This window comes from Vibrio sp. SNU_ST1 (assembly GCF_030563405.1).
GTDB lineage: Bacteria > Pseudomonadota > Gammaproteobacteria > Enterobacterales > Vibrionaceae > Vibrio.
In genome coordinates this window covers 2,766,468-2,790,320 of sequence record NZ_CP130748.1, presented here as the reverse complement: position 1 = coordinate 2,790,320, position 23,853 = coordinate 2,766,468, and the positions used below count along the sequence as shown (strand labels likewise).

General features: G+C 44.7%; 24 protein-coding genes. 5 read left to right on the top strand and 19 right to left on the bottom strand.

What is annotated here, in order from left to right; translation table 11 throughout:
* Positions 1 to 7: 7 nt before the first annotated feature.
* Positions 8 to 1,069, bottom strand: a complete 1,062-nt coding sequence (mutY, locus tag Q5H80_RS12215; protein WP_304564911.1) for an A/G-specific adenine glycosylase — start codon at positions 1,067 to 1,069, stop codon at positions 8 to 10.
* Between the two features lie 165 nt (positions 1,070 to 1,234).
* On the opposite strand from mutY, the gene trmB reads away from it, so the two are divergent.
* Both trmB and glsB read left to right on the top strand, forming a co-directional pair.
* Positions 1,235 to 1,954, top strand: coding sequence for a tRNA (guanosine(46)-N7)-methyltransferase TrmB (trmB, locus tag Q5H80_RS12210; RefSeq protein ID WP_004735468.1), 720 nt, complete (start codon positions 1,235 to 1,237; stop codon positions 1,952 to 1,954).
* 187 nt (positions 1,955 to 2,141) lie between these two features.
* On the top strand, positions 2,142 to 3,062 hold the full coding sequence (glsB, locus tag Q5H80_RS12205) for a glutaminase B (protein WP_304564910.1): 921 nt from the start codon (positions 2,142 to 2,144) through the stop codon (positions 3,060 to 3,062).
* An 82-nt stretch (positions 3,063 to 3,144) separates the two neighbouring features.
* On the opposite strand, the gene hemW is transcribed toward glsB, so the two are convergent.
* The 7 genes from hemW to Q5H80_RS12170 all read right to left on the bottom strand — a co-directional run bounded on the left by hemW (position 3,145) and on the right by Q5H80_RS12170 (position 7,998).
* Positions 3,145 to 4,332, bottom strand: a complete 1,188-nt coding sequence (gene hemW, locus Q5H80_RS12200) for a radical SAM family heme chaperone HemW (RefSeq protein ID WP_304564909.1) — start codon at positions 4,330 to 4,332, stop codon at positions 3,145 to 3,147.
* Complete coding sequence (locus Q5H80_RS12195) at positions 4,332 to 4,931, bottom strand: XTP/dITP diphosphatase (protein ID WP_304564908.1); 600 nt, start codon at positions 4,929 to 4,931, stop codon at positions 4,332 to 4,334. The genes hemW and Q5H80_RS12195 overlap by 1 nt, the downstream gene beginning before the upstream one ends.
* Before the next feature lie 48 nt (positions 4,932 to 4,979).
* Positions 4,980 to 5,411, bottom strand: a complete 432-nt coding sequence (locus Q5H80_RS12190) for a DUF4426 domain-containing protein (protein ID WP_304564907.1) — start codon at positions 5,409 to 5,411, stop codon at positions 4,980 to 4,982.
* 28 nt (positions 5,412 to 5,439) lie between these two features.
* Entirely contained in the window at positions 5,440 to 5,730 is a 291-nt protein-coding gene (yggU, locus tag Q5H80_RS12185; protein ID WP_304564906.1) for a DUF167 family protein YggU, read from the bottom strand.
* A 29-nt stretch (positions 5,731 to 5,759) separates the two neighbouring features.
* Complete coding sequence (locus tag Q5H80_RS12180) at positions 5,760 to 6,317, bottom strand: YggT family protein (RefSeq protein ID WP_012604836.1); 558 nt, start codon at positions 6,315 to 6,317, stop codon at positions 5,760 to 5,762.
* A 76-nt stretch (positions 6,318 to 6,393) separates the two neighbouring features.
* The gene (proC, locus tag Q5H80_RS12175; protein WP_304564905.1) at positions 6,394 to 7,212 is read right to left on the bottom strand and encodes a pyrroline-5-carboxylate reductase; all 819 of its coding nucleotides are present in this window, start codon (positions 7,210 to 7,212) and stop codon (positions 6,394 to 6,396) included.
* A gap of 69 nt (positions 7,213 to 7,281) precedes the next feature.
* Positions 7,282 to 7,998, bottom strand: a complete 717-nt coding sequence (locus tag Q5H80_RS12170) for a YggS family pyridoxal phosphate-dependent enzyme (RefSeq protein WP_304564904.1) — start codon at positions 7,996 to 7,998, stop codon at positions 7,282 to 7,284.
* 26 nt (positions 7,999 to 8,024) lie between these two features.
* Here Q5H80_RS12170 and Q5H80_RS12165 point away from each other — a divergent pair, with 26 nt between their 5' ends.
* Both Q5H80_RS12165 and Q5H80_RS12160 read left to right on the top strand, forming a co-directional pair.
* A complete protein-coding gene (locus Q5H80_RS12165) occupies positions 8,025 to 9,062 on the top strand; it encodes a type IV pilus twitching motility protein PilT (protein ID WP_304564903.1) in 1,038 nt (345 codons plus the stop codon).
* A 14-nt stretch (positions 9,063 to 9,076) separates the two neighbouring features.
* The gene (locus tag Q5H80_RS12160) at positions 9,077 to 10,186 is read left to right on the top strand and encodes a PilT/PilU family type 4a pilus ATPase (protein ID WP_304564902.1); all 1,110 of its coding nucleotides are present in this window, start codon (positions 9,077 to 9,079) and stop codon (positions 10,184 to 10,186) included.
* Positions 10,187 to 10,267: 81 nt separating this feature from the next.
* On the opposite strand, the gene ruvX is transcribed toward Q5H80_RS12160, so the two are convergent.
* The 4 genes from ruvX to rsmE all read right to left on the bottom strand — a co-directional run bounded on the left by ruvX (position 10,268) and on the right by rsmE (position 13,108).
* Positions 10,268 to 10,690, bottom strand: coding sequence for a Holliday junction resolvase RuvX (ruvX, locus tag Q5H80_RS12155; protein WP_004735480.1), 423 nt, complete (start codon positions 10,688 to 10,690; stop codon positions 10,268 to 10,270).
* A gap of 46 nt (positions 10,691 to 10,736) precedes the next feature.
* Positions 10,737 to 11,300, bottom strand: coding sequence for a YqgE/AlgH family protein (locus Q5H80_RS12150; protein ID WP_102340779.1), 564 nt, complete (start codon positions 11,298 to 11,300; stop codon positions 10,737 to 10,739).
* A gap of 116 nt (positions 11,301 to 11,416) precedes the next feature.
* The gene (gene gshB, locus Q5H80_RS12145) at positions 11,417 to 12,367 is read right to left on the bottom strand and encodes a glutathione synthase (RefSeq protein ID WP_017629553.1); all 951 of its coding nucleotides are present in this window, start codon (positions 12,365 to 12,367) and stop codon (positions 11,417 to 11,419) included.
* A 9-nt stretch (positions 12,368 to 12,376) separates the two neighbouring features.
* Positions 12,377 to 13,108 (bottom strand): 16S rRNA (uracil(1498)-N(3))-methyltransferase, encoded by a 732-nt coding sequence (gene rsmE, locus Q5H80_RS12140; RefSeq protein WP_304564901.1) that lies wholly within the window; start codon positions 13,106 to 13,108, stop codon positions 12,377 to 12,379.
* 221 nt (positions 13,109 to 13,329) lie between these two features.
* On the opposite strand from rsmE, the gene Q5H80_RS12135 reads away from it, so the two are divergent.
* Positions 13,330 to 16,749, top strand: coding sequence for an Ig-like domain-containing protein (locus Q5H80_RS12135; RefSeq protein WP_304564900.1), 3,420 nt, complete (start codon positions 13,330 to 13,332; stop codon positions 16,747 to 16,749).
* A 121-nt stretch (positions 16,750 to 16,870) separates the two neighbouring features.
* Here the strand turns inward: Q5H80_RS12135 and Q5H80_RS12130 are convergent, their stop codons facing one another.
* The 7 genes from Q5H80_RS12130 to cobM all read right to left on the bottom strand — a co-directional run bounded on the left by Q5H80_RS12130 (position 16,871) and on the right by cobM (position 23,853).
* Positions 16,871 to 17,602 carry an endonuclease gene (locus Q5H80_RS12130; RefSeq protein ID WP_304564899.1) on the bottom strand — a complete coding sequence of 244 codons (732 nt, stop codon included), beginning with the start codon at positions 17,600 to 17,602 and terminating at the stop codon, positions 16,871 to 16,873.
* Between the two features lie 97 nt (positions 17,603 to 17,699).
* Positions 17,700 to 18,200, bottom strand: a complete 501-nt coding sequence (locus tag Q5H80_RS12125) for a SprT family zinc-dependent metalloprotease (protein WP_304564898.1) — start codon at positions 18,198 to 18,200, stop codon at positions 17,700 to 17,702.
* A gap of 78 nt (positions 18,201 to 18,278) precedes the next feature.
* Positions 18,279 to 19,076 (bottom strand): DUF2189 domain-containing protein, encoded by a 798-nt coding sequence (locus Q5H80_RS12120; RefSeq protein ID WP_304564897.1) that lies wholly within the window; start codon positions 19,074 to 19,076, stop codon positions 18,279 to 18,281.
* A gap of 506 nt (positions 19,077 to 19,582) precedes the next feature.
* Positions 19,583 to 20,887 carry a cobyrinate a,c-diamide synthase gene (locus tag Q5H80_RS12115; RefSeq protein ID WP_304564896.1) on the bottom strand — a complete coding sequence of 435 codons (1,305 nt, stop codon included), beginning with the start codon at positions 20,885 to 20,887 and terminating at the stop codon, positions 19,583 to 19,585.
* A 2-nt stretch (positions 20,888 to 20,889) separates the two neighbouring features.
* Complete coding sequence (locus Q5H80_RS12110; RefSeq protein ID WP_304564895.1) at positions 20,890 to 21,960, bottom strand: threonine-phosphate decarboxylase; 1,071 nt, start codon at positions 21,958 to 21,960, stop codon at positions 20,890 to 20,892.
* A gap of 38 nt (positions 21,961 to 21,998) precedes the next feature.
* Entirely contained in the window at positions 21,999 to 22,910 is a 912-nt protein-coding gene (cbiB, locus tag Q5H80_RS12105) for an adenosylcobinamide-phosphate synthase CbiB (RefSeq protein WP_304564894.1), read from the bottom strand.
* A gap of 130 nt (positions 22,911 to 23,040) precedes the next feature.
* On the bottom strand, positions 23,041 to 23,853 hold the full coding sequence (gene cobM, locus Q5H80_RS12100) for a precorrin-4 C(11)-methyltransferase (protein WP_304564893.1): 813 nt from the start codon (positions 23,851 to 23,853) through the stop codon (positions 23,041 to 23,043).

The window sequence follows — 23,853 nt, the reverse complement described above, 5'->3', positions numbered from 1 at the left end:
CGTTGGTTCAAACGTCGTCGTTCAGTTCAAAGGGTAGGCTCTCAATAAGCTGCTTTACAGGAGCGGCTAGGCCAATTTCTTCCGGTTTTGATAAGTTATACCAGAGACCTTTAGTCCCTTCCATTATCAAATCTGGTTGTTTATCTAATTTTACTAATACAGGCGTGATATCTAAGTGGTAGTGGCTGAAAGTATGTCGAAACGCAATCATGGTCTTGATCGAATCGGTTTCATTGTCTTTGATCGAACGAAGGTCTAACTGATGTTCGATCTCTGCATTTTCATTCTGAGGGAAACAGAATAGCCCTCCCCAGATACCTGTTTGAGGGCGTTGTTCAAGCCATACTTGATTGTCGTGGTACAAAATCACAAACCATGTTTCTTTCACTGGTTTTTCTTTCTTCGGCTTTTTTTCCGGAAAATCGAGCTGTCTATCGAGCTTCTTGGCTTCACACATGGTCTCAATTGGGCACAAAGTACATTTAGGCTTGCTACGAGTACAAACCATTGCACCCATATCCATCATCGCTTGATTGTACTTATCGACGTCTTGTTTCGGGGTATGAACTTCAGCGTATTCCCAAAGCTGGTTCTCGACTTTCTTTTGCCCCGGCCAACCTTCTACTGCAAAGCTTCTCGCCAAGGTGCGCTTGACGTTGCCATCAAGAATCGCATGAGGGAGTTTATGAACAGATGATAGAACTGCTGCAGCAGTTGAGCGACCGATGCCCGGTAGCGCGTTCATCTCTTCGATAGACAGCGGAAATTCACCACCATATTGCTCAGCAACGATCTTGGCTGCTTTATGTAGATTGCGAGCTCGTGCGTAATAACCAAGCCCCGTCCATAAGTGCAGCACCTCATCTTGTTCGGCGTTCGCTAGATCGATAACCGTAGGAAAGCGTTCTAAGAAGCGTTGGTAATATGGAATCACAGTAGCGACTTGAGTCTGCTGAAGCATGATTTCAGATAGCCAAACGGTGTAGGCGGTTTTGTTTTGTTGCCAAGGTAATTCTTTACGCCCGTAGGCGTCATACCACTTTAATATGGCGGTTGCGAAAGGAGTCACGACATGCTCTATGCTTTGCTATTATTAGGAGTGAAATTGCACCACACTTACGGTTGGATGTAAAACAGACAAATTGTGTGGGAATTTATCCACGGAAAGACTTGCACCGGAGGCAATTCTTTGGATAATCCCCGCTTTGATTAATCAATGTGCAGGCAAAAATCAATGAGTGAAGTGACCACTAACGAATATACTGAAGACGGCAAACTGGTTCGTAAGATCCGTAGTTTTGTTCGCCGCGAAGGCCGCTTAACAAAAGGCCAAGAAAACGCGATGAACGAATGTTGGCCAACAATGGGTATCGACTACAATCCAGAACTTCTTAACTGGAAAGAAGTATTTGGCAACGATAACCCTGTTGTACTAGAGATTGGCTTCGGTATGGGTGCATCACTGGTTGAAATGGCAAAGAACGCACCTGAGAAAAACTTCTTAGGTATTGAAGTTCATAGCCCAGGTGTTGGTGCGTGTCTAGGTACAGCTCGCGATGCTGGCGTAACTAACCTGCGTGTAATGTGTCACGATGCAGTAGAAGTATTTGAACACATGATCCCAGACAGCAGCCTGCATACACTGCAACTGTTCTTCCCTGACCCATGGCATAAAGCTCGTCACCACAAACGTCGTATCGTTAAGGCTGAGTTTGCAGAGATGGTTCGCGGTAAGCTTCAACTTGATACTGGTATTTTCCATATGGCGACTGACTGGGAAAACTACGCAGAACATATGATTGAAGTGATGAACGTTGCTCCAGGTTTCGAGAATATCGCTGAAGATGGTGATTACATTCCTCGTCCGGATGAGCGCCCGCTAACTAAGTTTGAAGCTCGTGGCCACCGTTTAGGTCATGGTGTTTGGGACATTAAGTTCAAGCGTACTAAGTAATTCTGAATTAAATTAAGTGAAGGTGAATCCGACTTAGGATTTAACCCCTACACTTTATGGGATTGATTAAAGCCAACATTATTGTAGTGTTGGCTTTTTTGTCCTTAGGCTTTTATTGCGATAAAGGTTTAAGGACAGAAAGTAATGTCACCCCCCTACAAAAATAACAATAAAGAAGTAAGCACACATGAAACCAACTCAAGCTATTTTGGCCGAGATTTTAGATGAAGTTCGCCCTTTAATTGGTCAGGGAAAGGTCGCAGATTATATTCCTGCATTGGCTCGTGTATCGAACCAGAAATTGGCGATTGCGGTATATACCAATGAAGGTGAAGTCATTCAAGCTGGCGATGCCGATGAAGCCTTTTCCGTGCAATCAATCTCTAAAGCTTTAAGCCTGACGCTAGCAATGGTGTTGTATAAGCCGGAAGAAATTTGGCAACGCGTTGGGAAGGAGCCTTCAGGACAAGCCTTTAACTCGATGATTCAGCTTGAGATGGAACACGGCATCCCTCGTAACCCGTTTATTAACGCAGGTGCAATTATCGTTGCTGACTTATTGCAAAGCCGTCTATCAGCGCCGAGACATCGTTTATTAGAATTTGTACGTCAGTTATCAGGTGATACTCATATTGTGTATGACAAGGTTGTGGCGGCTTCTGAGATGATGCACAGCGATCGTAATGCTGCTATCGCTTATTTGATGCGTTCATTTGGTAATTTTGAGAACGATGTTATCCCCGTACTCAACAATTACTTTCATGCTTGTGCGCTTAAAATGACCTGTGTTGACTTGGCGAAGACCTTTAGCTATTTGGCAAACAAAGGCGTGTCGGTTCAGACTAAGAAAGAGATCATCACGCCAGTTCAAACCAAACAGCTGAATGCTTTGCTTGCAACATGTGGCTTGTACGATGGGGCTGGTGAGTTTGCCTACCGTGTTGGCATGCCAGGAAAATCGGGTGTCGGTGGCGGTATTATTGCTATCGTTCCGGGTGAGATGACAATCGCGGTGTGGTCTCCAGAGCTTGATCCTTCTGGTAACTCTCTTGCTGGTACTAAGGCTCTAGAGTTGCTTTCAGAGCGTATTGGTCGTTCTATTTTCTAAGCTCTAAGCTCTAAGCTCTAAGCTCTAAGCTCGACAAAAAAGCCTCTCGTGATGAGAGGCTTTTTGCATTCTAGCGTTCGAACTATTCGTCTTCTTCTGCCATAAAGGCTTCAAGTAGATCATTTAGGAACAGCTTTCCTTTTTCAGTGATCTGCCAATGGCTGTCGGTTTCATTAAGATAACCGAGGTCTTTGGCCCACTCTATCGTTGGCTGAATCGAATCAAACTCTAACCCAGTCGTATCAATGAAGTCTTGTTTTGGACACGCTTCCATTAGCCTGAAGCGGTTCATGAAGAACTCGAAAGGGCGGTCCTCGTTCGGTACTTCAAGTTCATCAGATAAATAAGGCTTCACCAGATTTTGATACGCTGCTAGGTAGCCTCTAGGGTGTTTAACCTTAGTGGTGCGAACAATACGTCCATCTGCAAAACTTAGCTTGCCATGAGAACCACAGCCAATTCCTAGGTAGTCACCAAAGCGCCAGTAATTGAGATTATGCCGACACTGATATCCCGGCTTGCTGTAGCCTGAAATTTCGTACTGTACATAACCTGCGTCTGCGAGCTTCTTATGGCCTAAGTCGAAAATATCCCAAAGGTCATCATCGTCAGGCAGCTTTGGCGTTTTGTAATAGAACATGGTGTTAGGTTCTATTGTTAGCTGATACCAAGATAAATGCGGAGGATTAAGCTCGATCGCTTTGTCTAAATCAGCCAAGGCCTGATCAATGCTTTGATCGGGTAAGCCATGCATTAAATCTAGGTTGAAGCTATTTAATCCAATTTTATGCGCTAAGTGAGCTGCGTTAACCGCTTCGTCTTGACCGTGAATACGCCCAAGCCTTTCCAGTTTCTCTTGCTCAAAACTTTGTACACCCACTGAGATACGACTAATACCTGCCTTTTGGTAACCTGCAAAACGTTCAGCTTCGATAGTTCCCGGATTAGCTTCCATGGTGATTTCTATTTCAGGTTTGAACGGGATGCGTTGTTCAATGCCTTGCAGCAATCGACCTATTCCTTCTGGAGAAAATAGACTCGGCGTGCCGCCACCAATAAAGATCGAATGCAATGGGCGAGGTGCGCCATTGAGTTGGTATTTTTCGATATCGGTATCGAGATCCTCAAGTAGCGCATCGATGTACTCTTTTTCAGGAATCTCGGCTTTTAGAGCATGAGAGTTAAAATCACAATACGGACACTTTTGTACACACCATGGGATGTGGACATAGAGGCTAAGTGCGGGTGGTATAAGCGCTGTATTGTGCATTACAGAGCTTGCTCCTTGAGCGTCTTAAATAATGACGTGAGGGCTTTACCACGGTGTGACAGTTGCTTCTTACGTGATGATTCAAGCTCTGCTGCGGCGCAGTTATCTTCTGGTACAAAGAATACAGGATCGTAGCCAAAGCCATTCTCACCGTGCTCTTCAGTCAGAATGCGACCTTCCCATTTACCGTGACACACCAATGGTGTTGGATCGTTTTCGTGACGCATTAGTACCAACACACAGTGGAAACGAGCGGTACGCTTTTCAGTTTCCACACCTTGCATGGTATCAAGCAGTTTTTCGATGTTTTGCTTATCCGTCGCCCCCTCACCTGAGTAACGCGCTGAGTAGATACCGGGTGCACCATTAAGGTAATCAACTTCTAAACCAGAGTCGTCCGCAATGGCTGGTAGCCCTGTTTCTTTCGCTGCGTGGCGAGCTTTGATGATGGCATTTTCAATGAAAGTCGTTCCTGTTTCTGCGACTTCTGAAACGTTAAATTCATTTTGCGCGACAACGTCGAAACCAAACTCAGACAGAATATCTGCCATCTCGCGAACTTTGCCTTGGTTGCCTGTTGCTAAAACAATCTTACTCATGGGGATGTGGCTCTAATAAGTTAATGACTAGAAATGTGAGCTTTGAAGCTACTCTTCTATATAGAATTTTTGTGTGAAACGCAGTGGACCTGTGCCTTTCAAACCGGCGTTAACATCGATATTAAAAGTGATGTTTTCTTCGTGAGTGATAGGGAACTCTGCAAGGTAATAAATCGCATCACCTTCCTTTATTTCACGGAAGTTAAGCGTGCGAGTGTTGCCTACTAGGTTTCGTGCTGTTCCCGTAATTTTAGCCGTTGTTGCAGGCTTGCCTAGAGAAGCGTTGTCTAGCACGCTGATATTTAGAATCGCAGAGTATCCGTTTCGTTTAAGTGTATATTGTTTAGCGACCTGCGCAGTTAGAAACGTGGAATTGAAAGCCGAGTAGTGAACCTCGACATCCTTGATACTTTTAAACTGCCCTGCCGAACTTGGTAAGGCAACAAGAGCGGTGAGTAGTGCTGTTATCCATAAACGCATAATGACTCCAATAAATAGCAAAAAGCCATCATAGGATGGCTTTGACTTCAGTTGGGATTTGGCTTGGCGAGCATATTCGAACTTGCTTGTGCCTACCTAGCTCTCCCTTTTCTATCGTAATTTGCCCTTTAGCGACCTTAAATTGTTTCGCAAGGTATTTCGCTAAGTGAGCATTGGCTTTGCCATCAACCGGTGGTGCTGTAATGGCAATTTTCAGTTCCTCGCCGTGTAAGCCGACAATTTTGTCTCGGCTTGCTTTGGGTTGGATATAGAGCCTAAGAAGAATATCGTCTTCCTCGGCCCAAACCGATTTTGGCATCGTCAAAGTACCTGATGTTTGTACTTGAATTATAGCTGATACCAAATAGGACCAATTAGGTCACCCATTAAGAAGTTCGCAAATTGCAGAACAATAAACAGTACCAGTACGCTTAAATCAAAACCGCCCATTGCTGGAAGAATACGACGAATTGGAGCAAGCATTGGTTCCGTCAGTTGATGGAACACGTATTCGATTGGGCTACGGCCTTGGCTAACCCAGCTCAGGATTGCACGGATTAGTAGAACCCAGAAAATCAAACCACCAGCCGCTTTGAGCAGAGATAGTGCGCCAAAGATCAGGAAGCTGATGTCAAATACAGCCGCACCGCCAGAGATAATGAGATTTAGAGCGACGAACTTAAGTACACATAGCACATAAGCGAAAACAACCGTCGCAAGGTCAAGGCTGCCGATTGATGGAATCACTCGGCGTAGTGGGGCAACAACTGGTTGTGTCGCTTTTACGATAAATTGTGAGAATGGGTTGTAGAAATCTGCACGTGATGCTTGTAGCCAGATACGCAAGATCACAACCATGATGTAAAGATCAAAAACGGTCGAGATCAGAAAGCTCATCGAGTTCATATTGTTTCCTTTTTCGGATTTACTTGCCGTTTAGGTATCGCCTGAACGACACAATGCTTTTTTACTGTAATTAGTATTAAAACAGTTTTTCCATCTCTTCAGCTCGAGCAACCGCCGCTTGCATGGCTTTTGCTACGATGTCTGATAGTTGATGGTCGTTAAACGTGCGCAGTGCTTCTGCGGTCGTTCCACCTTTTGAAGTCACTTGCTCACGCAGTGTAGATAATTCTGTGTCTGGATTAGCAATCACCATCTCTGCCGCGCCTAATGCCGACTGCTGCACTAATTTACGAGCGGTTTCTTGGTCGAAGCCTTGGTTGATTGCCTCGGCTTGCATCGCTTCCATAAACAGGAAGAAGTAAGCTGGAGCACTGCCCGCCGCCGCAATGATGTTATTAATCCCAGACTCTTGCTCAACCCAGCTAACTTCACCTACAGCTTGCATCAGCTGAGAAGCAAAGTCTTTATCATTTTGGCTGACCGTTGAATCGGCATAAAGACCGCTCATCCCTTTACCAAGCAGCGATGGCGTGTTTGGCATCACACGAACAAGGTTCAGCTGGCAGTTTAACATCTCATTGAATCGATTCGCATTAATACCCGCAGCAATTGATATAACCAGTTTGTTGCTAAAGTCGATGCTTTGTAAGGGTTTACATACATCAGCCATCATCTGTGGCTTCACGGATAACACAACAACGTCTGCTTGCTCTGCTGCGGCAACATTATCGCTGGTGGTATTGATGCCGTACTCTTGCTCTAACGGCAGCCTTCTGGTGTCTGAAGGCGCTGTTGCAGTAATCTTTTGCGCTGGGTAACCACTTGCCACTAAGCCCGCCACAATCGAGCGAACCATATTTCCCGCCCCAATAAAGGCGATGTTCTTATGTTCCATATATAAAATCCTGAGCGTGTCGCTGCGCGGTTCAAGCGAAGCGGTATCAATACTTGTACTTGTCGTTGGTTACTTACTACGGTTATTCGCGTAATCACGAGCACCAAAGATGGCCGTTCCAATACGAACCATGGTACTTCCAGCCTCAACTGCTGCATCCATATCACCACTCATACCCATAGACAGGGTATCGATGTCTGGATACTTCGCTGCGAGCTTTTGTTGAAGCTCTGCCAGTTGAGAAAATGCCTTAAGCTGAGATTGATAGTCAGATACGTTAGCGGGAATCGACATCAATCCTCTTAAAGTGAGGTTGGGGAGTGACGAAATCAACTCTGCCAGTGCAAAAACTGTCTCTTCTGACGTTCCTGATTTCGAATCTTCACCACTGGTGTTCACTTGAATGAGCACTTGTAGAGGTGGAAGCTCGTTTGGTCGCTGATCATTAAGCCTTTGTGCGATCTTATCGCGATCAACGGAATGCACCCATTGGAAGCTTTCCGCAATAGGGCGAGTTTTATTAGATTGGATTGGGCCAATAAAATGCCATTCTAAATTTAGGTTAGAATGTTGTTCTGAAAAGTGTTTTACTTTATCGACACCTTCTTGAACATAGTTTTCACCAAAGGCAACTTGGCCTCCGAGTGCGGCTTCTAGAATCGCATCAATAGGTTTAGTTTTGCTGACGGCTAAAAGTTGCACGGACTCTGGAGCTCGTCCGCACTTTTGCTCAGCACTACGAATCTGTGAGGTGATTTGTTCGATATTTTGTTGAATACTACTCATAGCTGACTTTACTTAAGGGAAAATAAATGGATATCACTGAGTTACTAGATTTTAGTGTAAAGCATAACGCGTCAGATCTACATCTTTCAGCGGGTGTATCTCCAATGGTACGTATAGATGGTGAAGTAAGGAAGCTTGGAATACCAGCTTTGAGTCATGCTGATGTCCATCGTTTGGTTTTTGAGATCATGAGCGATTCACAGCGTGGTGAGTTTGAAGAAAAATTGGAAGTCGACTTCTCTTTTGAATTACCCAATGTTGGTCGATTCCGTGTTAATGCTTTTAACCAAGCTCGTGGGTGCGCAGCGGTCTTTCGAACCATCCCTGTAGAAATCCCAACGTTAGAGCAGTTGGGCGCACCTGATATTTTTGAAAAAATTGCCAATTATGAAAAAGGCTTAGTGCTGGTGACGGGCCCTACGGGGTCTGGTAAATCGACAACTTTGGCGGCGATGGTTGATTATGTTAACCGTAACCACAATAAGCACATCCTAACGATTGAAGACCCGATTGAATTCGTTCATACCAACAATAAATGCCTTGTTAACCAACGAGAGGTCCATCGTGATACCCACAGCTTTAAAGCTGCGCTGCGCAGCGCGTTACGTGAAGACCCAGACGTAATTCTTGTAGGTGAGCTTCGTGACCAAGAGACGATCAGCTTAGCGTTAACGGCCGCAGAAACTGGTCACCTAGTTTTTGGTACTTTGCATACCAGCTCTGCAGCAAAAACCGTAGACCGTATTATCGATGTATTCCCGGGTAGCGACAAAGATATGGTTCGTTCGATGCTGTCTGAATCGTTACGTTCGGTGATTGCCCAGAAGCTGTTAAAGCGTGTCGGTGGTGGTCGTGTCGCTTGTCACGAAATCATGATGGCGACACCTGCAATCAGAAACTTGATTCGTGAAGATAAAGTCGCGCAGATGTACTCGATTATTCAAACGGGCGCGGCACATGGTATGCAGACCATGGAGCAAAACGCGAAACAGCTGATGTCGCAAGGCTTGGTTGACTCGGAAGAGGTCGAGAAAAAGATCGAAATTGAAACCTCAATGTTTTAATCAAGGTGAACAAAATGGAATTGAATCAAATTCTTGAAGGGATGCTTTCTCAAAAGGCGTCGGATCTTTACATCACTGTCGATGCGCCAATCCTATTTCGTGTGGATGGTGAACTGCGACCTCAGGGAGAGAAGTTGAATGCTGATCAAGTATCTCAGTTACTTGATGCAATGATGGATCAAGATCGACGCGATGAATACAAACAAACGCGTGAGGCTAATTTTGCCATCGTGCGTGATTTTGGTCGTTTTCGTGTCAGTGCGTTCTTTCAGCGAGAGCTACCAGGAGCAGTAATTCGACGCATCGAGACTAACATCCCAACCTTTGAGCAATTAAAGCTTCCTGACGTACTACAAGACCTTTCAATCGCTAAGCGCGGGCTTGTGCTGGTGGTTGGTGCGACTGGCTCTGGCAAATCGACCTCGATGGCTGCGATGACAGGCTATCGCAATACCAATCGTTCAGGACATATCTTAACGGTTGAAGACCCAATTGAATTCGTACACGAACATAAAAAGTGCATCGTGACTCAACGTGAGGTTGGACTCGACACCGAAAGCTATGAAGTCGCGCTTAAAAACTCGTTACGCCAAGCCCCTGATATGATTTTGATTGGCGAAATCCGTAGTCGTGAAACCATGGAATACGCAATGACCTTTGCTGAAACGGGTCACTTGTGTATGGCAACCCTGCATGCCAATAACGCTAACCAGGCGCTAGAGCGTATTCTTCACTTGGTGCCGAAAGAGCAGAAAGAACAGTTCCTGTTTGATCTGTCGATGAATCTGCGTGGTGTGGTTGCTCAGCAGTTAATACGCGATAAAAATGGCAATGGTCGTCATGGTGTCTTCGAAATTCTGCTGAATAGCCCTCGTATATCTGACTTGATTCGTCGTGGTGACTTGCATGAGTTAAAAGCGACTATGGCCAAATCGAAAGAGATTGGTATGCAGACTTTTGACCAAGCTTTGTATGATTTAGTGCTTGCGGACAAGATTAGCGAGGATGATGCGTTCCATAGTGCAGATTCTGCCAATGACTTGCGCTTAATGCTTAAGACTAAACGTGGCGATGATGACTACGGAACTGGTGCGTTGGCTGGCGTGAAGATTGATATGGGGTAGAAGCTATAGGCTCTAAAGAAGAACGCCTGAGATTAAAAACTCAGGCGTTTGCAGATGCGTATTCAATTGTCATTATTTTCGTTAAGAATATTGTGCTTCAAACCAGCTCTCTAAAATGACGACTGCAGACTGGTTATCGACGTTACCTTTACTTAGCGCTTTATAGCCGCCCATTTCAAAAAGGTCGGCCCTTGCTTCTGTCGTAGAAAGTCTTTCATCATGCAGTTCAACATCCACACCAAAGCGTCCTTTAAGACGGTTAGCGAACTTCTTCGCTCTGGGTGTAATAGCTGCTAGATCTTTACCATGAAGGTCGGTAGGAAGGCCAACCACGATAAGATTTGGCTGCCATTCCTTAATTTGCTTCTCGATATCGTCCCAGTTAGGGATGCCATCTTTGGCTTTAAAAGCTTTTAGAGGGCTTGCGGTGCCCGTGATTTCTTGTCCTATCGCACTGCCGATACTTTTTGTACCGTAGTCAAATGCCATAATTGTTCGTGACATGGGGTTTCCAAATTTATCTGTGTTTGAGAGTGGTGACTGATTTGAGCTAGGCGTGTCCTGCGTCTGCTGAAAGCTGAGCCGCGTTAATACCTAACATTTGCACAGCAACTTTCCAGCGATCCGAAATTGGCGTGTCGAAGATAACCTTTGGATCGGCCTCAACGGTTAGCCATGAGTTTTCAGTCAGCTCGATTTCCAGTTGTCCTGGTTCCCATCCTGCATAACCAAGCGCGACCAGATAATGCATAGGTTCATCTTCTGTCCCTAAGACCATCAGAATATCTTTCGAGGTTGTTACCGAGATTTGATCCGTCATGTTGATGCTGGATTGATAACTGCCTTTGGGTTTGTGCAAAATAAACCCACGATCTTCTGCGACTGGCCCACCATTAAGTACTGGCTTATCAAGGCTTGCTTGGTTGGGTTTCGGCTGTTCAGAATCAACCTCAACTTGCTTAAGCATACTGCCGACAGTGACATCGATAGGAGCGTTGATCATCAAACCCATCGCACCTTCGTCATTGTGCTCACAAAGATAGATCACCGAATTTTGAAAGTATGGGTCTTTCATTCCGGGCATAGCGACCAGAAAGTGGTTCGTTAAATTCATAGAGCCTCCTGCCAGTGTGTTCCCAGTAAAGGAAAAAGAGCGGCGTAAAGCCGCTCATTGTTCTTTGCCTAGATATTTCTGTGTTTTCGAATAGCTAAGGCTTTCTTTAGTTTAGGCTATTTAGCGTTAACGCGACGCTCGATTGCATCCATTAATTTGCCTGTTACCGAAATATCAAAAGCAGCTTCAATTTCACGGATACAGGTAGGGCTTGTCACGTTGATTTCAGTCAGCTTATCGCCGATAACATCAAGTCCTACAAAGATTAAGCCTTTCTCTTTTAGTGCCGGTGCAACCGCTCTTGCGATAGCCCAGTCTGTTTCACTCAACGGGCGAGCTTCACCTGTACCGCCAGCAGCAAGGTTACCTCGAGTTTCCCCTTTAGCTGGAATACGCGCTAGGCAGTAAGGCATTGGCTCACCGTCAACCACAAGAATACGCTTATCACCATTGCTGATGTCTGGAACAAAGGTTTGTGCCATTGCGTAGTTTTGACCATGGTTAGTCAAGGTTTCAATGATCACGGATACGTTTGGATCGCCTTCTTTCACTCGGAAAATTGACGCACCACCCATACCATCAAGTGGTTTTAGGATCACGTCACCGTGCTTCTCGCGAAATTCTTTAATCTTTTCCGCTTTACGAGTCACGATGGTGGTTGGTGTCAGTTCAGGGAACCAAGCCGTGAACAACTTCTCGTTACAGTCACGCAGGCTTTGTGGCTTGTTTACGATCAGTGCGCCGTTCTCTTCAGCACGTTCAAGAATGTAAGTCGCGTAAATGTACTCAGTATCAAACGGAGGATCTTTACGCATCAGTACAGCATCCAAATCAGAGAGAGCGATAGTTTGTTCTGATTTGAATTCGTACCAGCCGTTTGGATCTTCTTTTAGTTCAACAACCTTAGTGTCAGCAATGGCTACGCCTTGATCTAAATGTAGATCATCCATTTCCATGTAATGGATTTCGTAACCACGACGCTGAGCTTCAAGCATCATGGCAAAGCTAGAGTCTTTTTTGATGTTAATGGATGAAATTGGATCCATTACGATGCCAAGTTTGATCATTTCTTTCTCCTAGCCTAGATCGCCAAAACGGACTTGTAAGGCAGTAATTGCGGTTAGAGCTGCTGTCTCGGTACGAAGTACACGTGGGCCGAGTAGCGTCTCTTCAAATTTGTATTGTTCTGTCATGCCGATTTCTTCAGCTGACAGTCCGCCTTCTGGGCCAATCAATAGGCGTACTTTGTTGATTGGTTCTGGAAGGGTATTAATTGAGTATTTTGCACGAGGGTGTAGGTTCAGCTTTAACGCTTCACTCGGTTCGCTGCACCACTCTTCAAGTTGCATGATTGGGCGAATAACTGGAACCGTATTGCGACCAGATTGTTCACATGCCGCGATAGCAATCTTTTGCCACTGTGCGAGCTTTTTCTCGAAGCGTTTAGTATCAAGCTTAACGCCACAGCGCTCTGAAATCAGCGGGGTAATAGTGTTCACACCAAGCTCAACCGATTTCTGTATCGTGAATTCCATTTTGTCGCCACGTGAAATCACTTGGCCTAAATGTAAGTCTAACGGAGATTCGCTGCTACGCTCGATACGCTCAGTAACATTAACCGTGACGTTCTTTTTTGATACTTCAGCAATTGTCGCAGGGAATTCTGCGCCACTGCCATCAAACAGAAGAACATCTTGACCTTCTTTCATACGAAGGACTCGACCAACATGACCCGCGGCATCTTCGCTAAGAGCGAGTTGGCCCAGTTGGTGAATCAATTCAGGGTGGTAAATTCTTGGAGTTCGCATTATTTAATATCTCACGCTGTAGAGCAGAACAATAGGATGGAGTCTAAGGTGAAATAAAACAAGTCGGTACATAAATATTTACACGAAAAGACCACTCTAAATGGAGTGATATATTCATCATTATTATTGTTTACTGTATGCTCCCCAAAAAATAAATGTGACATTGATCCCGTATTTTCAGGGTTACCTATTCCCACTTACCTATGCAGCAATCGATATATATGAAAAAAACACTGTTATTAATCTCTACGTTAATATTTCTCTCTGGATGTGGAGGAGGTGGTTCTGAAGGAAAAGCAACTGATAATACACAAGTTGGCTCAGGTGGAAGTGGCGGCGGTGCTGGAAGTGGTTCTGGTGGCTCAGGTGGAAGTGGCGGCGGAGACGGCAGTGGTTCGGGCGGCTCTGGTGGAAGTGGCGGCGGAGACGGCAGTGGTTCTGGTGGCTCAGGTGGAAGTGGCGGCGGAGACGGCAGTGGTTCGGGCGGCTCTGGTGGAAGTGGCGGCGGAGACGGCAGTGGTTCGGGCGGCTCAGGTGGAAGTGGCGGCGGAGACGGCAGTGGTTCGGGCGGCTCAGGTGGAAGTGGTGGTGGAGACGGAAGTGGTTCTGGTGGCGGCCAGGTCAAACCTACATTAGATAAATATGAGACATTACCTTTAACGTTCTCAGCGGATGTGACTCGTAATGGACATACCGTACAAATTAAGGTGTCTAAGTATTCGGTAAGAAGAGTAGATACAGAGTTTTACTATTATGACGCTTCAAAATCCTCTTCTTTAATTGCTTTTGACTATACTCCCGAAGTTCGTAGCTATCGCGGACAAATTGTGGGGGAGCCAAGCTCGCAAGTTATTGGATATGTGGATTCTAAAAATCAATTTTATGGCTTCGTCTTTTATGGTGAGGACAAAGCGTGGATAATTGAAAATCTTCCAGTTCCGAATTTGAACAGTTCAGCCCAAAAGAAATTAGATAAGGCTCTACATCGTTCACCAACAGAGCTCGTGCCAGTCGAAAATAATCATCAGTTGCCGGGGCCTTCTTTAAGTTCACCGATTCCGGTTCGTTCGCTCATGAAGCTTCAGATGAGTAGCATCGGTTACCATGTTGATATTGAATCGTTTGAGACATCATTCAATAAAAACATGACAGATGCTATTGCGGCAATGGATCATACAACCAACTCTTTGGATTACTTTTTTGCTAGGGACGCGCTCATTCGAGTGGATTATCCTATAGGGGTAATTACGGTAAACAGCGGCGGTAAACCTGCATCTGATCTTCACTCTAAATTGAAGTCGTTGGTCAAAAGTACGTCATCGAGCCCATTTTCGATATATCAAAACTTTTTTAAGAAAGGTTTACGTTGTGCTGCTTCAGGTTTGAGTAGTAACTGTGACTTTCATCCAGATCTCGCGCATACACTACATGAAATCGGGCATACATTTTCACTGGGTCACCATGTGGGCCCTGAAACCAGTACTTTGATGAGCTTTTCATTGGCTATTGATACCAACATGATATCTACAATGAAATCATCAAGTGCCATTGATAGACGTTTGGCTCCTGCAATGGAGTCTCGTATGAACCCTAAGGCAAACATTGATCATGTAGGCACAACTCGAAATACCTCCATTATCGTTGATGTACTTGAAAACGACTTTGATGCAAATGGAATGAATGTTGGTGGAAAGTTATCTTTAGATGGCCATACGAAGTTGAGCCAAAAAGGAGGTACTATAGAGCTGCAATCCGGTAAGTTAAAATATACACCTGTTGAAGGCTATGTGGGAGAAGACCATTTTAGTTATACGATTACTGATGACACAGGCCTGAAAGATAGCTCAGAAGTGCACGTCAGTGTGAAAAGTAATGCGCGCGTACTCTACCTGTCAGATAGCAAGTTTACGACCAGACAAGATATAAAAAACCATGCAAAACTAAGTCAACCTAACTTTAAACATTTGATCAACCGGGCTGGCAGAGAGATGTTTTTTAGTAAGCCTACTTTTGCAGCTTATCCAGATATTGGTTTTCATCAATATGTGCTTGATCAAACTTCAACGAATACACCCGCTGCGCAAACAGAGCCGACTTTTTCAGAAAATAATTTGATGACGTTGCAAAAGCACATGCCTCATGATTTGGCGCCAGGTAAACAAAGCTTTACGGTTGTTGCTCGTTATAAACAAGATGGTTTTTATCGGACGGTTCCGGAAAACAAAGGCATCCATGAAATAAGTCTATTTAGTTCGGGTAAGATTGATGATGGTTTTGCGTTGTCACAATTTAATGGTAACTCTCACCGTTCAGGAGAGCCTGAAAAAGGATTAGGTTGGACGTTAGTCAGCCGTCAAATGTACACAAGAACTTCATTCTCGAATAGTCCTCATACTGTTCATGCATTTGCTAAGCCAGATGAAGCCAATATCGCGAATAATGTTTGGCACTCTGTTGCGTGGGTCATCGATAGAGAAAATAATCAGGTTTCAACTTGGGTTGACGGTAACTTAATCCCTATGGCATTGAGTTCTGAACCTACCAACTTTCGAAATTACATCCCTTTACCTTCTAATTTTGAGGGGGTATACCCGGGAGGCACTCATGCTTGGATTGATTCGAGTTGGGATGCGGCAACCGAGGTTTATGGCCCTTGGTTTATGAATACTAACGGACAGAATAAAGGAACGGGTGCAAATGGGATTTGGGAGTCATCTACTCGGTTTATTTCTGATAACTTCGCGGTCGATGACGTGCAAATTTATACTTATGCTCTTGGGGAACAAGAGATTAAAAACATAGCTCACAATAAAGAAAAGGCCTTTACGAATAACCCTGTTAATGGAGGAAGCCTGTCTTTTTCTCAACCAATTACATTGACGTGGGATAGCCAACATGCGACAGCTTATAAGCTTCGTTGGGGGTACACATCAGCTATGGTGAATATAATAAGTGAACAGAATGCAGAATCTTTTCAAATTGGTTCGCCTGACGCTACCCAAAAAGCCTTGTATTGGAGAGTTGACAGTAAACATGGCAGTGAATGGGTTGAAGGAAATGTGTGGAGTATCACTAATGCTAATGTTATTGGCGAAGCTTTAGCGCTAGCTTTTACCAAGGATGAGGTAACTGGCTCAGGTTTTGGTTCGGATAATGCTCCATGGCCTAAAAATGTGAGTAAGGTTATTGATGGCTTTAATGTTGTAGTCACAGGACAAACAAGAGACAACGATGCATCAATATTGAGGTTAAGTAACAATACTTCCATTACTTTGACCGATAATAACAACCGTCCATTTAAGCAAGTACGTTTTTCTGCAGCACAGTGGGTGTCAGGTAGTGAAGGGCATTTACAAGCTGAGTATTACAATGGTACAGCTTGGATGCCGTTGATAACGTTGTATAAAGGTGGCGTTGCAAGTGGGTACGATTTTGGTGGGCTGCGCTCTGGCTTCCCTGGAATAGGTTCAACCTCAACTCGAGGAAGTCATCCTGACTGGTATGATCCTGCGAGTCTTGATGCTTCTGCTTATTATACGGTTGATTTTCCGGCAAATACGACTGAAGTTCGATTTAAGTTTTACAGTACTGGTAGTGCGACTAACCAAGTTGCGATCGATCAACTGAATTTATACCGATAATGTATGTAGTGGTCGAAACTTAGCTTTTTGATAGCTTCCATCCAAGATGAAAAACGGCTTAAACAAGATATTGTTTAAGCCGTTTTTTATTCCACGCTTTGCAAGGCGATCTGTAATGAAGTTATCGACATGCTTTGGCAACAAAAGGATTATGGTTGCCTTGAATTTTATAGATGCGTTGGTCGCGGGTACACTCCCAATCATCCACCGGGAACTGTTTATTCCACGCCATCATCAGGTTAGTTTGTTGCTTAGATAGCTTGAAACCATACTCTTGGCTCATGTAGAGGTAAGTTCGTGCGATAGAACCTTTTGCTCGGTCTGGCGGCATCACTTTGCGCTGCTTAAAGTTGACCTGCATTTCACACTGACCATAGCTCACGCCATCCATTCCATTCCACTGACTGAAATTGTAATTAGAGCGATCACCGTTAACCTCGCCAATTGCCGGAGTCAGATTATGAAGATCGGCTTCCATCGATTTGAATACTTTGTCATTGCGAGTGCAGTTCTTACGTCCGCCATCTTGCCAGCACTGACGCTGGTGGCCGAATTGCCAAGCTGGAACCACGTGTTCCCATTCAATTCGACTCGCTCGTTTTTGCTGTTTTCTGACTTGGTAACCACAGCCATCAAGGTCAGGGATGCCTTTCTTTTTGTCTTTCCAAGTAATATCACAACCACAATAAAATGAAGTTGGGTGATCGAGATAAATCTTCACGGCTTCTTTTTTTGCTTTGGAGAATGAACTTGGTGGAGCGGCGAAAACGCTTTGGGTTACCAGTAGGCCAAATACTATTGATAGGTAAAAAGACAGTGGTAGGCCAAATGCTTTTAGAGTGGTTTTTTGCATAGAAGAAGACTGATGAAAGTATGATAAACAACAGTCTAGCACTCAAATGTTAGTTCTCTCTATTACATTTATTCGCGTTACCTTGTGAGCTTAAGACTTAGCTCAGTTGAAGGCCGGTAAAAGCTAAGGTTTGCTGGCATTGTTGGCAACGATAAGTTGATTGGTTGCGGATGACTTTGTTGTGTCGTCTTATCGACAGGGGATAAGTGGTGCAATCACAGCTGTACTCAAAGGTTTTTCCCTGCACTGAGGTTATTTCCAAGCTGTGGGTGGTTCTGGCAGGTACATTGAATACCTTTTCCATCACGTATTTCCACTCATTCCCGTGAGGCCTAACTCGTCCGAAGACTTGATGTGTGATCAGATGTGCGAGTTCATGAGGCACGACTTCGTTAATAAAGGCGTCTTCATTTTCGCTGAATAGCACTTGGTTGAGTTTTATCTCGTTTAACTGGAGGTAGGCTTTTCCCGCTGCTTTTCCTCTTAACTTGTAAGTGACGGTTGGGCATGGAAATTCACGAGAAAAATGTTGATTAGCAATAGCTAGGCATTCGCCCAGTTTTTTATTTACTCGATGTTGTTGTGGGGTGTAAGACAAGCGTTGTTAACTCCAAAAAAAGCCTCAGCGTTTAAGCTAAGGCCTCATCATAACATTGCTCATCGATCGTGAAACGATTTAAACGTGATGTTTCTTTTTGATGATTTCGTGGTAAGCATGCCATGTTCCGTAACCAAGTAATGGCATCGTTACAATCATACCCACACCGTAGGTCGCGAAGCCGACTAAGATACCAGTACCAATGATGCCAGCCCAAACGACCATCGCAGGGATGTTTGATTTAACAGCGTTGAAGCTAGTAAAAATCGCACTCATTACATCTACACGTCTCTCCATCATTAGTGGAATTGAAAATGCTGAGATACTAAATATCAGGCTAGCAATAACAAAACCAATCACAGACCCTGTAATTAAGAAGGGAGCAAATTCGGTCAATGGTGCCCCTTGTACTGAAGGGTAAAGTGCGTGCAATAATGCAGCGATACGCATCCAGAATATCATCGCAACCATTAATACAATCGCAAACGCCCATTGGTGGGTTGAGTTGCGTGTGATGGCTTTCATAGAGTGCAGTAGGCTAGCGTTGTGCCCCTTTTCTCTTTCCCAGGCTGCGTCATACAAGCCTAGGGCAAGAAACGGCCCTATTAGCATGTACACAATCAAGCTTGGCATCACGACTAAGTGTGTTCCTTGCCATTGGACAAGTTGAACGATGGCGATGGCCGCACCCATAAAGCACAAACCGTAAAATGCGCTGATTAATGGCATTCTCACTAAATCGTGTAGAGCAAGCGACAACCAATGAAAGGGGGCTGAAATGCTCACCTGATTACATGGTATTGTACGAGCGTATTCTGAGTCTTTGATTTCTTTTTGTTTATCGTCGAAGTCTTGCGTATTCAATGTACGAGGCATAGATCCTCCTTGATCGGTTTTCTACCTGCGCTGCAGTTAAATTGCAGCGAACGAAACTCGATGCCCGACTTGGCGACGTCTTTGATGTAAGCGCGCATCAGCTAAATAGTTCACGAAACAAAGTCTGATCTTGATTTGTTCGTTAACATTATTTTAACTATTGACCGTGAAGCGGCAAATATCAACTTTTGACTGGCTGTTATTAGGGCGCGTTGACCTTTCGTGGTTAAATTTTGTTCGAGATAAAAGCGTTTTAATCGCGGCGAGGGGGAAGTAGCCTAGTCATTCTAAGCAAATCTCCCTTAACAAAGAGGAAAACGCTTTTAGCCGAACCCTTCGGGCAGCGTTTGCTGGTCATTTCTACTACGTTATCGGCTTCTCATGTAGGCTAGCTACACCTCAAAGCCTCTGCCTTGTATAAATACCCTGCAACTCGCTGCAACAATTAGCTCGAAAGATCAACACGCCCTATTGAAAGCGTTCAAGGCGTATTTTTTCGTCGATGCTTAATAAAACTTTCCTTTGAATATTTTCGCTACCAAATCAGGGTTATACGGGAAGTACCAATGTGCGTAAGAAGCGATGGTTCTGTGTTTTATCCAAACAGGATCGGTTGGCCTACCATATTGAGATTCAGGCTGAGTTAGCACGGTTTCTTTACTGTCTGTTTTTGAATAATGGAAAGTATGACCACGCAGCATTTGACCATCGAAATTAGCTTCTAGGATCCCAAGCGCAGCTAGCTTCTTCTGCATCGTTGCTCTGGCATTTAATGCGCCAACCATATTTTCTGTTTGGCTTTCTAAATCGGTTAGAGCTTTGTTCAGGTACAGCATTCCGCCACATTCGGCTAGGCAGGGTTTTCCTTGTTCAATGTGGGTAATGATTTGTTGTTTCAGAACATGATTGAGCGCTAACTTATCCATGTGTAATTCTGGGTATCCTCCCGGTAAATACAAGCCGTCACACTCTGGTAAATCATCATGTGCCAGCGGTGAGAAGAATGACAATGTTGCGCCTAATTCAACCAGCAGATCAAGGTTGGCTTGATACAAAAAAGCAAAACTCTTGTCTCGAGCAACAGCAATGGTATGGCCCGATAAAGATTCACTTCTGATAGGAAGTACATGTTCTGGTTTTTCAAACGCTTGTACAGGAGGAAGTGGTATATCACCATGTTTTAGTAGTAGCTTGGCTGCGTGATTAAATCGCTCCTCTATGTCATCTAACTCTTGTGCTTGTACTAAACCTAAGTGGCGTTCTGGCAGCGACAAATCCATGTCTTTTGGTAACCAACCACAAAACTCGGTTTCAGGTTTTAGGCTTTCTTTTAGCATTTCAGCGTGACGTTCTGAACCTACGCGGTTGGCAACTACACCAAATACATCCACGTCATCACGGAATGTCGATAAGCCATTAACAATGGCTCCAAACGTTTGTGCCATTGCGCCAGCATCAACGACGGCCAGCATCGGAAGGTTAAATTTAGCGGCAATATCAGCACTGGAGCATTTGCCATCAAACATGCCCATTACGCCTTCAATGAGAATCACATCCGCTTCTTGAGCGGCTTGATAAATTAAGTGTTGGCATTCTGCTTCGCCACACATCCATAAATCTAATTGGTAGGTGGGCGTATCTGATGCAATAGATAAAAATTGTGGGTCAATAAAATCAGGCCCAGTTTTGAAGACTCGAACTTTCTTTCCTTGTTGAACCAAAGCTCTTGCTAAAGCGGCGACCACGGTTGTTTTTCCGCTTCCAGAAGAAGGAGCACCTACCACTAGGGCAGAACAATAAGCTGTAGACATAATTATTCCTTGAGTTGTTCGAGTGCGCGAGTGAGCGCTTGCCATTGTGATTCGTTTGCGGGTAACCCGAAACGAAGTGCATCTTTTTCATCACAATGACGAGTGAAAATACCGAGCTGGGCGAGCTGGCGGTGCCATGATGCAGAGTCTGAAATTTCAACTCGGTGAAAGAGTATCTGTGACGTTATTTTTACCGAGTCCGCGGTTTGGCCAAAATGTTGTTGTAAGAGTTGGTTCATACGCACAGCCTCTTCATGTAGGCGCTGGCGGTTTTCTTTTTGCCAGTGAGAATTGAGCAAGGCATGTGTGGTGACATAGCGAGTTGGGCCACTGAGTGTCCAAGGGCCAAGGTGTTGTTTAAGAATTTGTAAACGTAATGATGAGGTAAAACAAAAGCCCGCGCGAATACCCGCCAGTCCAAAAAATTTACCCACTGAACGCAATACAATCAGCTTATCTGGGACTCCTGTTGGGAAACTTGGTAACACTGAAAGCTCAGGAGTACAGTCTACAAACGCCTCATCAATCACGAGCGTTGAATGATCTTGGATATGATCTAGCCAAGTCAGTACTTCACTTGGTGGCACACTCAGCGCGGTTGGATTATTGGGATTAATCACTACGACCACGTCTGCTGTTTTCAGCTGTTCTATTGTCGGTTTATGTCGGTAAAAGTCGAATATGACGGCTTGTATGCTTTGTTCTGCGTACTGCTGCCAAGCATGTTGATGTTCTTTGTAACCCGTATGAGGTAATAGGATGTGCGTCAATGTTGGCTGTGTCTTTGCAATCATATGTGGTAGCGATTGAATAGCTGCCTGACTGCCAGCTACGGGTAACAAGGCATCACTTTGATAGTACGTTTGCGCTGCTGTGATTAAGCCATCATCGTCTTCTGGTAGCCGATTCCATACCGATGCCGGGATTTCAGGTATAGGGTAGTGGTGCGGGCTTACTCCAGTTGAAAGGTCGACCCATTGTTCGATTGGCCTTTGATAGCGCAATGAAAACTCGATTAACTTACCACCGTGATGCGGAAGTTCGTTTGAGGTTGAGTGTTGTTTAATCGTCATTAGCGTACTTAAAGTAAAGAGTTAAAATAGACATGAAATCAAAATAAACAAAGAGTTAAAAGAGAAAGCAATAGCATTACGATGGCCCAAAGCACACTGGTTTTTTGAACCAAAGATATCGCTCGTGGAATATCGTCTAAAGTCGCAATGTTGCCTTTTCCCATCGGACGTTTTCTCACAAGCTTTCCATGGTAATAAGTATCACCACCTATGATGATTTGTAGTGCGCCGGCACCTGATGTCATCACTGGCCCACCATTTGGGCTAGAGCAATGTTTTGCTTGTTCTTTCCAGCATTTCAGGGCCAATTTAGTGTTGCCTAAAAGGCTGTAGCTAAGTGCGGTTAAGCGCGCAGGTATCCAGCCCATTGCATCATCGATTTTTGCTGCCACATAACCAAACTCTCGCCAGCGTTCGTTTTTGTAGCCCCACATGGCGTCGAGTGTATTGACTAAGCGAAACAGTAATGCCCCAGGAGCTCCAAGCAGTGCAAACCAAAATAGAGTGCCGAAGATCGCATCGTTACCATTCTCTAATACCGACTCAATCGTCGATGACGTGATCTGGCGTGAATCCATGGTTTCAGTATTACGGCTAACGATCCAACTGAGTTTCTCTCTCGCTTGTTCAAGATCGCCTTTACTCAATGGTTGATGGATCCACTGTGCATGTTCAAGCAGGCTACGTTGACCTATCGCGATATACAAAACCACAATATTAAATAGCCAAACGCCTAATGTGTTCCCCATGCTTAGTAGCGTATGTTGCAGCCAAAAGCTGAGTAAGCACAATGGAAGGGTCGCGGTTAACCACGCGATCAAACCTGAGAGTTTAGTGGCTCGGTTTAACAGCTTCTCGATTTTCTGAACCGCATTGCCAAAACCGATCAAAGGGTGAAATCGTTTAGGCTCACCCAATAAGTGATCAAGCAATAAAGCACAAATCATCATGAGCGAGATCGCTAAACTTGAATAACCAAAATTTAAATCAAAAAAGATCATCATATTTGCCAAATAATGCTGCTGACTGGATAGTGAAAATGAATAAACGCATAAACCAATCAACAGCTAATGAGCGAGGTTAGTCTGCGCTCTTATCGTCTTCCAATGTTCTACTTTCAGCTATATCCTCTTCAACGATACGTGCTTTTCGGCAAGCGTGTGAAAAGGTGGGATCGTAGAGTTTAGAATCAACAAAATCATTATCGCCTAGCACTTTACTGACGATGATCATTGCGGTGGAACGAATCCCTTCATCATGCATAATTTGAGCGATCGTACCGAGTGTACCTCGGAATATTCGTTGCTCAGGATGGCTGGCTTTTTCAACGACAGCCACTGGCCAATCTTGTGGGTAAACATCCGATAATTCACGAACCACTTTGCGGATCAATGTTGCGCTAAGAAATAAACACAGTGTCGCTTCGTGAGAGGCAAGGGCGCGTAGGTTCTCTTTTTCAGGTACAGGTGTCCGGCCTGATGCTCGACTAAGAATAATGGTTTGGCATTTTTCAGGAAGCGTCAGTTCTTGGCCAAGAGCCGCAGCACTCGCTTGGAAAGACGATACCCCCGGAACCACCTTCCAATCGATGCCAAGTTCGTTCAAGCGACGAGTTTGTTCGGCAAGCGACGAGTAAATCGAAAGATCGCCCGTTTGTACACGTGCAACATTTTGCCCTTTTTTGTGTGCGGTTAGATACACATTGGTTAGATCATCTAGATCCATATCAGCGGAGTTATAGACCAGTGCATCTGGGTGAGCGCGATCGATGACGGCTTTAGGGACTAAACTGCCCGCGTAAACGATCACAGGGCACTCTTCAACTAAGCGTGCACCTTTTACTGTGATCAGGTCTGGGTCGCCTGGACCTGCACCTATGAAAAATACCGTCAT